The following is a 12,598-nucleotide window of genomic DNA, read 5'->3' on the forward strand; positions in this document are numbered from 1 at the left end:
CACGGCGTACCCCGCGCAGCGGACGCGGCGGAAGGCGGCTCGCCCCGCGCCCGCGCTCGCCCCGCGCCCGCGCCCGCGCTCGCGCCCGCGCCCGCGCCCGCGGGGCGCTCCGTGCCGTCCGCCGAGACGTCCTGGTGGCCCCCCGCCCCGCCCGATCCGCCGCCCGGCGGTCCCGCCCGCCCCGAGATCCCCATCCCGCACACAAGGAGACCTTGCCCGTGTTCCGTTCCACCCTGAGACGGGGAGCCGTGGCCGCACTCTGCGCCGCGCTCCTCCCCGTCGTCCCGGCGGCATCCGCGTCCGCCGCGCCGAGACCCCCGGGCCCGCCCTCGGACGCCCGGCTGGCCGCCGAGCCCGCCCGTCACGATCTGACGCGTGAGCAGTTCTACTTCGTCATGCCCGACCGGTTCGCCAGCGGGGACACCTCCAACGACCGCGGAGGGCTCACCGGTTCGCGCCCGGAGACCGGCTACGACCCCACGGACAAGGGCTTCTACCAGGGTGGCGACCTCAAGGGCCTGACCGAGCGGCTCGACTACATCAAGGGCCTCGGCACCACCGCCATCTGGCTCGCCCCGATCTTCAAGAACCGCCCCGTCCAGGGCACCGGCAAGGACGCCTCGGCCGGCTACCACGGCTACTGGATCACCGACTTCACCCGGGTCGACCCGCACTTCGGCACCAACGCCGACCTGTCGAAACTCATCGACAGGGCCCACGGCAAGGGCATGAAGGTCTTCTTCGACGTCATCACCAACCACACCGCGGACACCGTCGACTACGCCGAGAAGACCTACGGCTACCGGCCCAAGGGCGCCTACCCGTACCTGGACCGGGACGGCCGCCCGTTCGACGACGCCAAGGGCCTGGCGAAGGTGGACGCGGACTCGTTCCCGTACACCCCGGAGAACACCGGGACCAAGGTCCCGTCCTGGCTCGACGACCCGACGATGTACCACAACCGCGGCGACTCGACCTACGCAGGCGAGTCCACCACGTACGGCGACTTCTCCGGGCTCGACGACCTGTGGACCGAGCGGCCCGAGGTCGTCTCCGGCATGGAGAAGATCTACGAGAAGTGGGTCAGGGACTTCGACATCGACGGCTTCCGGATCGACACCGTCAAACACGTCGACCTGGACTTCTGGACCCAGTGGGCCACGGCACTGGACACCTACGCGGCGAAGCACGGCCGCAAGGACTTCTTCATGTTCGGCGAGGTCTACTCCGCCGACACGGCCGTGACCTCGCCCTACGTCACGCAGGGCCGGCTCGACGCGACGCTCGACTTCCCGTTCCAGGAAGCGGCCAGGCAGTACGCCTCGCAGGGCGCCCCGGCCTCGAAGCTCGCCGCCGTCCTCGGTGACGACTACCGCTACACCACCGACAAGGCCAACGCCTACGAGCAGGTCACTTTCCTCGGCAACCACGACATGGGGCGCATCGGGACCTTCCTCAAGCAGGACAACCCGAAGGCCGACGACGCCGAACTCGTCCAGCGGGCCCGGCTCGCCAACGAGGTGATGTTCCTCAGCCGGGGCAACCCCGTCGTCTACTACGGCGACGAGCAGGGCTTCACCGGCGCGGGCGGCGACAAGGACGCCCGCCAGACCATGTTCGCCTCGAAGACCCCCGACTACCTCGACGACGACGAACTGGGCACCGACCGCACCCACGCCTCCGACGCGTACGACACCAACCACCCCTTGTACCGGAACATCGCCGCGCTCTCCGAGCTGACCAGGAAGAACCCCGCCCTGCGCGACGGCGTCCAGACCGAGCGGTACGCCCAGGGCTCCGTCCACGCGTTCTCCCGCACGGACGCCGGGCAGGGCCGCGAGTACGTCGTCGCCACGAACAACGCCACCGGGCCGCGGACCGTCGAGCTTCCCACCGCGTTCGCCGGTATGGACTTCCGCACGCTGTACGGCGGTTCGGGAACCGTCCGCAGTGGAGCGGACAAGAAGATCACCGTCACCGTGCCCGCCCTGTCCAGCCTCGTCCTGCGCGCCGAGAAGACGATGGGCCGGCCCGCCACCAAGCCCTCGATCACGCTGGAGGCGCCCGCCGCCGGAGCCACCGGCACCGTAGAGATCTCCGCGGACATCGACGGCGGACAGCTCAACCGCGTCGTCTTCGCCGCCCAGACGGGCAACGGGAAGTGGGTCACCCTCGGCTCCGCCGACCACGCCCCGTACAAGGTCACCCAGACCGTGGGCGACAAGGTCACCGCCGGAACACCCCTGCGGTACAAGGCCGTTGTCGTCGACCGCGCCGGCCGGACCGCGAGTGCCCTCGCCTCGTCCACGGCCGGGCAGCCGCCCGTCGCCGAGAAGCCCGTCGCGGTCGAACGCGACTACGCCGTCGTCCACTACAGGCGCGCGGACGGCGACTACGACGGCTGGCAGCTCAAGGCGGGCGACGAGGCAGCCGCGTTCACCGGGCGGGACGCCTACGGCGCCTTCGCCTGGATCAAGCTCGACGAGGGCGCCTCCTCCCTCCCGTACACCGTGGAGAGGAACGGCACCGCCGACGGCCCGCAGCGCACCGTCGACCTCGCGAGGACCGGACAGGTCTGGATCGAGCAGGACAAGGACGGCCAGGCCGACGAGGCCCCCGCCGGTGCCTATCCGCCGCAGGACACGACGAAGGCCGTACTGCACTACTACCGGGCCGACGGCGACTACGACGGCTGGGGGCTGCACACCTGGACCGGAGCCAAGGACCCCACCGACTGGGCCAAGCCGCTCCAGCCGGTGAAGAGGGACGCCTCGGGCCTCACCTTCGAGGTGCCGCTCACCGACGGTGCCACCTCGCTCAGCTACATCCTGCACAAGGGCGACGAGAAGGACCTCCCGAGCGACCAGTCGCTCGACCTCGCCACCTACGGGCACGAGGTGTGGATGCTCGCCGGCACCCCCGGCTACCTGCTGCCGCAGACCGGCGGTGTGCCCACGCCCGACCTCTCCAAGGCCGAGGCGCAGTGGATCGACGTCGACACCGTCGTGTGGAAGGTGAAGGCCACCGACGCCACCAGCCAGCAACTCGTCTACGCACAGGGCGGCGGCATCTCCGTCGTCGACGGGGCACTCTCCGACGAGGGCCAGTGGCTGCGGCTCACCCCGTCCGCGCTGACCGACAACCAGAAGGCGAAGTACCCGCACCTCAAGGACCATCCGGCGTTCACCGTCGACGTCCGAGACCGGGACCGGATCCGAGAGGCACTGCGCGGCCAGCTGATCGCCACCCAGCGCGCCGCCAACGGCGCCCTGCTCGCCGCCACCGGAGTGCAGAGCGCGGGTGTGCTCGACGACCTGTACGGGAAGAAAGCGGCCGGCGCCTCGCTCGGCCCGGTCTTCGACCACGGCCGCCCCACGCTGTCCGTCTGGGCACCCACCGCCCGTACCGTCGCCCTCGAACTCGACGGCCGCAGCGTCCCGATGCGCCGGGACGACCGTACCGGCGTGTGGTCCGTCACGGGCACCAGGGCATGGTCGGGCAAGCCCTACCGCTACGTGGTCGACGTCTGGGCGCCCACCGTTGGCAAGATGGTCAGCAACCGGGTCACCGACCCCTACTCCACCGCGCTGACCACGGACTCCGCCCGCAGCCTCGTCGTCGACCTCGACGACCCGGGCCTCGCGCCGAAGGGCTGGTCCGGGCTGCGGAAACCCGCCGCCGTCCCGCTGCGCGACGCCCGGATCCAGGAGCTCCACGTCCGTGACTTCTCGATCGCGGACCGCACCTCGAAGCACCCCGGCGAATACCTCGCCTTCACCGACACCGGCTCCGACGGGATGAAGCACCTCAAGCGGCTCGCCGACTCCGGTACCGGCTACGTCCACCTGCTGCCCGCCTTCGACATCGGCACCATCCCCGAGAGGAAGTCGGACCAGCGGAAGCCGGCCTGCGATCTGTCCGTGTACGCCCCCGACTCCGAGGAGCAGCAGGCCTGCGTCGCGAAGACCGCGGCACGGGACGGGTTCAACTGGGGCTACGACCCGCTGCACTACACCGTCCCGGAGGGCAGCTACGCCTCCGACCCGGACGGCACCCGGCGCACCGTCGAGTTCCGGCAGATGGTCCAGGGGCTGAACGGCGCGGGCCTGCGGACCGTCATGGACGTCGTCTACAACCACACCGTCGCCTCCGGCCAGGACGACAAGTCCGTACTCGACCGGATCGTGCCCGGCTACTACCAGCGGCTGCTGGAGGACGGCACCGTCGCCACCTCCACCTGCTGCGCCAACACCGCGCCCGAGAACACCATGATGGGCAAGCTCGTCGTGGACTCGGTCGTCACCTGGGCCAAGGAGTACAAGGTCGACGGCTTCCGCTTCGACCTCATGGGCCACCACCCCAAGGCCAACATCCTCGCCGTCCGCAAGGCGCTGGACGCGCTGACCCCGGCGAAGGACGGCGTCGACGGGAAGAAGATCATCCTGTACGGGGAGGGCTGGAACTTCGGCGAGATCGCCGACGACGCCCGCTTCGTCCAGGCCACCCAGAAGAACATGGCCGGCACCGGCATCGCCACGTTCTCCGACCGGGCCCGCGACGCCGTCCGCGGCGGCAGCCCCTTCGACGAGGACCCGGGCGTGCAGGGCTTCGCCACCGGCCTCTACACCGACCCCAACACCTGGACCGCCAACGGCACCCGGGCCGAACAGAAGGCCCGGCTGCTCCACTACCAGGACCTGATCAAGGTCGGCCTCACCGGCAACCTCGCCGACTACACCTTCACCGACTCCTCGGGGAGGACCGTCAAGGGGTCCGGCGTCGACTACAACGGCGCCCCCGCCGGATACGCCGCGGCCCCCGGCGACGCCCTCGCCTATGCGGACGCCCACGACAACGAGTCGCTGTACGACGCACTCGCCTTCAAGCTCCCGGCGGACACCCCGGCGGCGGACCGGGCCCGCATGCAGGTGCTGGCGATGGCGACGGCCACCCTCTCGCAGGGCCCCTCGCTCTCCCAGGCGGGCACCGACCTGCTGCGCTCCAAGTCCCTGGACCGCAACTCGTACGACAGCGGCGACTGGTTCAACGCCCTGCACTGGGACTGCCGCGACGGCAACGGCTTCGGCCGCGGGCTGCCGCCGGCCGCCGACAACGCGTCCAAGTGGTCCTACGCACGGCCGCTGCTGGCGGACGCCGCGCTCAGGCCGGGGTGCGCGCAGATCGACGGCGCATCGGCCGCCTACCGGGACCTGCTCACCATCCGTGCGACGGAGAAGGAGTTCGATCTCGCCACCACCGGACAGGTGCAGTCCACCCTGTCCTTCCCGCTCTCCGGGAAGGACGAGACGCCCGGGGTGATCACCATGCGGCTCGGCAGGCTGGTGGTCGTCCTCAACGCGGCCCCCGGGACCGAGACCCAGCGGATCGCCGGTCTGGCGGGGAAGCGGTACACCCTGCATCCCGTCCAGGCCGCGGGCGCGGACCCTACCGTGAAGAAGTCCTCCTACGAGCGGAGTTCGGGAAGCTTCACCGTCCCGGGGCGCACAGTGGCGGTTTTTTCGCTGAGCTGAGCCAAAACGGTCTACGTTGGGAGGCAGCAGCCGTCCGGGAGTGCCGCAGTACCGCACTTCCGGGCGCGCCCTCCCACCCCCGGCCGGTCCCGGCCCCCTTTCCGGTGCGTCAGGTGTCCTCCCATGCCTGACCGTACGGAACCAGGGGCCGGGACCGGCCGGTCCATCTGTTTTCGGCGACGGTGACCATGGCGAGCAACATCCCCGAGGAGACAACGAGCTTTGTCGGACGGAAAGCGGAACTTGCCCGCCTCGAACACACCCTCGCCACGCACCGGCTGACCACCCTCACCGGCAGCGGCGGCGTCGGCAAGACCAGGCTCGCGGTCCGCGCGGCCCGGCAGGCGGCGCCCGCACATCGCGACGGAGCCCGGTGGGCGGACCTTTCCCCGCTCCACGACGACGGACTGCTCATCGCGACCGTCTCCGACTCCGTCGGGCTCTCCGACCACACCCTGCGCATGCCCATCGATGCGCTGTGCGAATGGCTCGCCGACAAGGAACTGCTGCTGGTCCTCGACTCGTGCGAGCATCTGCGCTCCGCCTGCGCGCACCTGCTCGGCGAGATCCTCACCACGTCACCGGGCCTCACCGTGCTGGCGACCAGCCGGCAACCCCTGGGCATCAGGGGCGAACGGCTCGTCGAGGTGCAACCGCTGCCCGTCGAGGGCGCCGGTGACGCACTGACCCTGTTCCGGGACCGGGCGGCCGCGGCGGCTCCGCGGCTGGCCCTCGACGCGCCGGGCAACGCCGAGGCCGCCGAAGAGATCTGTCACCGCCTCGAAGGCATTCCGCTCGCCATCGAACTCGCGGCGGGAGCCCTCGGCCGGGACACCGTCGAGCAGGTGGCCCTACGGATCGGTTCCCGCTTCGACGTACCGGCCGACGCGTCGATCCGGCCGCCGCGCCACCGCACCCTGCGTACCGCCATCGGCTGGAGCCATGAGCTGTGCACCCCGTTGGAACGGCTGCTCTGGGCGCGGCTGACCGTGCTGCGCGGCGACTTCGACGAGGCAGTGGCCCGCGAGGTCTGCGCCGAGGGGCCGCTCACCGCGGACGGTGTGACCGAGGCGCTGAACGGCCTGGTCGCCAAGTCCGTCGTCGGACGGGACGGCGCACGCCACCGGATGCTCGACACCATCCGCGAGTACGGCCGGATGTGGCTCGCCGAACTCGGCGAGGAACAGGCCGCCGCCGACCGGCACGCCGCCTGTTTCCTCGGCCTGGCCCGCTACGCCCACGCGGGCTGGACCGGCGACGACCAGATCTTCTGGTACCACCGCATCGCCGAGTCGCACGCCGACCTGTGCGCCGCCCTCGACCACCTGCTGGCCCACGACACCGCGGCCGCCCAGGAGATGGCGGGCCGGATCGGCTTCTTCTGGTGCTGCTGCGGTCATCTGCCGCAGACCCGTGAGTACGCGCAGCGCGCCCTGGACGTCGGACCGGCCGAGGGCCCCCACCGCACCCGTGCCCTGTGGGTGCTGGGCATCACCGTCATGCTCCAGGGCGACTACCCGGCCGCCCGGCGCCTGGGCAGGGAGTGCACCCGGTCGGCGGCCCACGACGGGACCGACGAAGGCATCCTCGCCGCCGCCTATCTGTGCGGACTCACCCATCTGATGACCGGCCGCCCCGAGGCGAGTCTGCGCCAGGTCGCCCGGGTGCTGCGCATCACCGGCGCCGCCACCCCGCTCGAATCGATCTACCGGCTGCGCTGCCACCTCATCACGGTCTTCGCGCTGACCAGCCTGGGACGGCTGGACGAGGCGGTGAAGGCGGCCATGGCCCTGCGCGCGGCCTGCGAAGCCCAGGACGAGTGCTGGACCCGCAGCTACGTCGACTACCAACTCGCCCTGATCGCCCTGCTGCGGGGCGACGCCGAATCCTCCGCCTCCTACGCCCGCTCGATGCTCGCGGGCAAGCACCGCATGCGCGACAGCTTCGGTATCGCGCTCGGCCTGGACATCCTGGCCGCGGCGATCGCCGCGCAGGGCGCGGGCGCCCGCGCCGCCCGGGTGTACGGCACGGGACAGGTCTACTGGCGCATGGTCGGCCACCCGCAGCGCGGCACCCCGGAACTGGGCCCGTTGCGCGAGGCGTGCGAACGCCAGGCCCGCGCGGCCGTCGGCGACGACGCCTACCAGCGCGCCTTCGACCGGGGGCGGACGGACAACGCGGAGGTCGGTCTGGCGGCCGCGCTCCAGGGCGAACTGCTCAGCTGAGGGCCGTCCCGGCCAGGGGGTGCGGGACAGCCCTTACGGCAGTCGCTGCGCGGGGACGGTCGGCACGGCGGGCGCCAGCGCGGAGAGCCGGTCCAACAGCTCCCCGAACGGCCCGTCCGTCGGTTCCTGTCCGAGGACGCGCAGCACGACGCCCGCCATCTCCGTGTTGTACGCGGCACTCACCGCGGCCAGCGCCGCGAAGTCGTGCACCAGCTGCAACTCCAGCTCCGCGCGCGCGATCCGCCGTCCGTCAAGCCAGATCAGCGCGGTCGACTCGGCCAGCGAAACCCACGACCGCACGACCAACTCCAGCCGCGCCGGGGGATCCTCGACCCCCAGATGGGCCAGGATCTGCTCGTACGCCGCCTGCCGCACCCCGTCGATCATCGCGTTGGCCGTCGACGACCCCACCGCGGGTCCGCCCCGCATCAACGCCGAGAACCCCGGCCCGTGCTCCTCGACGAAGTCGAAGAACCGGCCCATCACCCTCAACAGCCGTTCCCCGAGGGGACCTTCGCGCGGCTCCACGAACCGCGCCGCCAGTTCGTCGGCCGCCCGTCGCAGCGCCGCCTCGTACAGGCTCTGCTTCCCCGGGAAGTAGTGGTAGACCAACGGCCGCGAGATTCCGGCAGCGGCCGCGATCTCGTCGATCGAGACCTCGTCCGGGGAACGGTGGCTGAACAGCTCCAGCGCGACACCGATCAGCTGTTGCCTGCGCTCCTCGACGCCCATCCTGCGCCGCACCCCGGTCGTCATGGTGGACAGCGTACCGAGTGGGGCCGCGGGGGAGAGGTGGCGGGCCGGGGCGGCCCACCGCGCCGGGCGACATCCGGCCATCCGCCGTCACAGGTCCAGCACCAGTCTCTCCCCCCGGCACCGCGACACGCAGATGAGCATCGAATCGCCCCGTTCCGAGTCCGTCAGGAGTTCGTCGCGGTGGTCGATCTCGCCCTCCAGGACGCGCTGTTGGCACGTTCCGCAGAAGCCCTGCTCGCAGGAGTACGGGACGTGACGCAGCTCCTCGCGCACCGCGGCCAGCACCGACTGGTCCGGCGCCACCCGGACCGTGCGGCCGGAGCGCCGCAGTTCGACCTCGAAGGGGCCGGAGTCGGTGGACGACGTGGTCGCCGCCGTGAAGCGTTCCAGATGCAGGGTGCGGCCGGGTGGGAGGGCGGCGGCGACCGCGTCCATCAACGGCTCCGGGCCGCAGCAGTGGACGGCTGTGCCCTCGACCGTGTCCGCCAGGGCCGCGGGCGCGTCCGGGTGACCCATCTCGTCGGCGGGGACGATCGTCACCCGGCCGCCCTCCGCGCCCAGCTTCTCGATCTCGTCCAGGAAGGGCATCGAGGCGCGGGACCGGCCGCCGTACAGCAGCCGCCAGTCGGCGCCCGAGGCGGCCACGGACCGCAGCATCGGCAGGATCGGGGTGATGCCGATGCCGCCGGCGACGAAGAGGTACGCGGGGGCCGCGACGAGGGGGAAGCGGTTGCGGGGGGCGCGGATCTCGACCTCCACGCCCTCGTGGAGCCGGGTGTGCACCTCGTGGGAACCGCCCCGGCCGTCCTCCACCAGGCGGGTCGCGATCGTGTACGCGTCGCGGTCGGACGGGTCCCCGCAGAGGGAGTACTGGCGGACCAGGCCGGAGGGAAGGAGGAGATCGAGGTGCGCGCCCGGCTGCCAGGCGGGCAGGTCGGGGCCTTCCAGGCGGAGTCGGACCACACCCTCGGCGGGGGTGGTCCGCTCGGTGATCAGCAGTCGGCGGGTGGTGGTGGAGCTGCGGTCGGAGTGGCCCGAGACCGGGTTCTCCAGGGCTGGCAGCGGCCAGAGCGGGGAGTTCCGGATGCGCTTGCGCATGGCCCGCTTCGCGAACAGCGCGGCGCCGGTGACGAGGACGGCGGTGCGCAGGCGGGGCAGGGGGAGCGGCATGGTCAGCTGGTTCCCGTCATACGGGCCTCGGCGGCCGTGGCCGCGGGCGACTGGGCGAGATAGTCGACGGCCTGGGCGGTACTGCCCTCCTGCGAGGGATGGTAGGCCCGGCTCAGGTAACGGGGGATGGAGCGCAGCAGATCACCGGTCGCGGGCAGGGTGCCGCGCCTGCCGCTGCTGTAGAACTCCTTGAACGAGGCCTTGCCCTGCATCAGGGTCGGGTCGTTCTCCATGAAGAAGCGCGTGCCGCGCTGCCAGAAGAAGAACAGTGCGGTGAACGCCGTGGCCCAGGTCCGTACCCGCCGCCGGTAGCTGCCGTCGACATGCATGAACACGTCGAACGCGACCGAGCGGTGCTCGACCTCCTCCGCGCCGTGCCAGCGCAGCAGGTCCAGCATCGTCGGATCGGCGCCGCGCCGGTCCAGCTCGTCGGCGTTCAGCACCCAGTCGCCCAGGAAGGCGGTGTAGTGCTCGATCGCGGCGATCGTCGCCACCCGCTCCATCAGCCACCATGTGCGCGCCCGGCCCGGCGGCAGCGTCCGGTCGCCCAGCAGCTTCTCGAAGAACCAGTCGACCTGCGCGGTGTACGGCGTCGGATCGAGACCGAGCTGCTTCAGACGCGGCAGGACGTCGTCGTGCGCCTGGGAGTGCACGGCCTCCTGGCCGATGAACCCGATGACGTCCTGGCGCAGTTGCTCGTCATGGATGTACGGCAGCACCTGCCGGTACACATGGATGAACCATCGCTCCCCGGCGGGCAGCAGCAGATGGAGCACATTGATGGTGTGCGTGGTGAACGGATCGCCCGGCACCCAGTGCAGGGGCGTCTTCTCCCAGGCGAAGGAGACCTTGCGGGCCATGAGCTGCGTCCGCTCCGACGCGACCGGCGCTGGCTGCGTGTTAGACATGGCGTCAATGTACTGGCGGGTAAGCCGTGGGAACAGAGGTGTGCGTGGAAATTCCCGGTCCTGCCCGGGGGTTCGGGCCGTCAGCGCAGGGCGCCCATGCGGCCGCCGTCCGCCAGCGTCCCGTTCAGCCGTGCCCGGTCGCCCGCCCCGGCGGGTACGGCGAGGAACCGGCCGTCGGACCTCCCCTCCACCCCGCCCGACGTGGTCAGCGAGACGAACTGCTCGCTGCCCGCGGCCAGTACGTACCAGTGGCCGCCGTGCGACTTCCACAACACCCCGGCCAGCACCCGTGGATCGCGCGTTCCGCACGCCGGTGAGTCCTCGGCACGGGCCGCGACCGCTCCGGGCGGCCCGCCCGTCGCCACGGACGGGGCCGACGGGGCCTGGAACTGGGCGAGCACCCGGCTCCCGGTGCCCCGCCAGGTCTCCGCCCTGGTGCACAGCCAGCGCGCCGAGCCGTTGCCCTCCGGCAGCGGCTGCTCGGCGTACTGCCAGGAGTTCACCGTTCGCACACCGTGCGAACGGACCGCCGGCAGCAGGCAGGCGGTCCGCGCCCAACTGTCCCGCTCCGCCCGCCCGTCGACGTCGTGCGGGGCCGACGGCGGGCCCGACGTCAGCCGGACGGGAGTCAGCTCGCCGAGGTCCGTCATCAGACGGGTCGTCGCGCCGTCCCGCAGTTCGATCGCGTCCCAGACGCGACAGCTCCGGGCCATGACCGTGCTCCTCAGCGCGGCGGTCACGCCGTCGGCGGTGCGGTGCAGGGGACGCGCGCCGCCGCCCGGAGCGAGCAGATCCCGTACGGACACCGCACGCACCCAGGGCGCGGTGAGATAGCGGATCCGGTCGCCCGTACGGCCCGCGACCAGGGCGCCCGCCGAGGCCCTGTCGGCACTGTCGACCCGGGCGAAGTCGAGCGCCGCGCCCACGGCCGGGGCGGGGCCCTGCGGTTCCGCGTACCGCACGACGCGCAGCCCGTCGTAGAACAGCACCACCGTCGCCCGGCCCACCCGGCCCGCGTACAGCAACTGAGGGGCGCCCATCGGCGGCCCCGTGGGAGTGCCCGCAGTCGCCGACACGCGCACCGCGCCGTCCGGCCGCGCCCACGCGGTGAGCGCGCGGCGCAGCAGCGGGAGGTCCCGGGCACGGTCGCCCCGGGTGGGCCAGGAGCTGAAGTCGGTACGCGGCGAGCGTCGCCAGTACGTCGCCGGCACCCGGCCCAACGCGCCGGGATCCGGGGTCTGCGCGGCGGGGGCCTGACGGGGACGCGACGCGGGCGATGTGTCACGTCCCCAGCCGCCGCCCGGCAGCCCCAGCAGTGTCGCGCACACCAGCAGCGCGGCGACGGCCGCCACCGCCGCCTTCGCGCGCCGGCGACGGCGCGGCAGATCCGGCGGGCGGGCCTGGAGCGAACAGGGATCGAACTCCGGGGACGCGAGGAGCGCGTACGGTGCCGACACGCCGTCCGCCTCCGCGAGCGCCGCATGCGGGTCCGCCACCCCGGCGGCGGCCAGCACGCGCCGCACCTCGACGTCGGCCAGCCGCTCCAGGCCGCGCAGGACATGGGCGGCGCGCCCGGGGCCGGACAGGGCCGACAGGGCGTGCTCCAGGGCGAGTTCATCCGATCCGCCCGAGTGCGGCAACAGCCGCAGCCCCCACACCAGCGGGAGGTACGGCGGCAGCCGGACGCGGTGCCATGGACGGCCCGCCGTCAGCGCCGCACGCAGCACCCGCTCGCGGACGCGGGCGTAGGACGGGTCCACCGCCGGGCCACCGGGCCGACGCTGCAGCGGGACGCGGCCCTCGGCCGCACCCTCTTCCCGGCGCACCGACAACAGTGACCGCTGGGCCAGCGTGTGCGCCGTCAGAACCCGGCGATGGCTGCCGAGGGACGGCGACAGCACGAGATAGCCGAGCCGGACCAGTCGCGGATAGTGCGCGACGAGCGCGGCCTGCTCAGCCCCGGCCGGGGCGGCTGCGGAAGGTACCTCGGGCAGTGGGCGCACGATCG

The 12,598-nt window shown here is 72.3% G+C and carries 6 protein-coding genes; 2 read left to right on the plus strand and 4 right to left on the minus strand.

Annotated features, from left to right (window positions below; genetic code table 11):
- Positions 1-218 precede the first annotated feature (218 nt).
- Both pulA and ACIOHC_RS25625 read left to right on the plus strand, forming a co-directional pair.
- On the plus strand, positions 219-5,531 hold the full coding sequence (gene pulA, locus ACIOHC_RS25620) for a pullulanase-type alpha-1,6-glucosidase (protein ID WP_401844150.1): 5,313 nt from the start codon (positions 219-221) through the stop codon (positions 5,529-5,531).
- A 188-nt stretch (positions 5,532-5,719) separates the two neighbouring features.
- Entirely contained in the window at positions 5,720-7,756 is a 2,037-nt protein-coding gene (locus ACIOHC_RS25625; RefSeq protein ID WP_351082845.1) for an NB-ARC domain-containing protein, read from the plus strand.
- Positions 7,757-7,789: 33 nt separating this feature from the next.
- On the opposite strand, the gene ACIOHC_RS25630 is transcribed toward ACIOHC_RS25625, so the two are convergent.
- The 4 genes from ACIOHC_RS25630 to ACIOHC_RS25645 all read right to left on the minus strand — a co-directional run bounded on the left by ACIOHC_RS25630 (position 7,790) and on the right by ACIOHC_RS25645 (position 12,593).
- Complete coding sequence (locus ACIOHC_RS25630; RefSeq protein ID WP_351082843.1) at positions 7,790-8,512, minus strand: TetR/AcrR family transcriptional regulator; 723 nt, start codon at positions 8,510-8,512, stop codon at positions 7,790-7,792.
- 87 nt (positions 8,513-8,599) lie between these two features.
- A complete protein-coding gene (locus tag ACIOHC_RS25635; RefSeq protein WP_365688430.1) occupies positions 8,600-9,682 on the minus strand; it encodes a PDR/VanB family oxidoreductase in 1,083 nt (360 codons plus the stop codon).
- Between the two features lie 2 nt (positions 9,683-9,684).
- Positions 9,685-10,590 carry a metal-dependent hydrolase gene (locus tag ACIOHC_RS25640; protein ID WP_351082840.1) on the minus strand — a complete coding sequence of 302 codons (906 nt, stop codon included), beginning with the start codon at positions 10,588-10,590 and terminating at the stop codon, positions 9,685-9,687.
- Between the two features lie 80 nt (positions 10,591-10,670).
- Positions 10,671-12,593 carry a hypothetical protein gene (locus ACIOHC_RS25645; protein ID WP_365688431.1) on the minus strand — a complete coding sequence of 641 codons (1,923 nt, stop codon included), beginning with the start codon at positions 12,591-12,593 and terminating at the stop codon, positions 10,671-10,673.
- Positions 12,594-12,598: the final 5 nt, after the last annotated feature.

This window comes from Streptomyces sp. NPDC088252, assembly GCF_044740965.1.
In the GTDB taxonomy this organism is placed as follows: Bacteria; Actinomycetota; Actinomycetes; order Streptomycetales; family Streptomycetaceae; genus Streptomyces.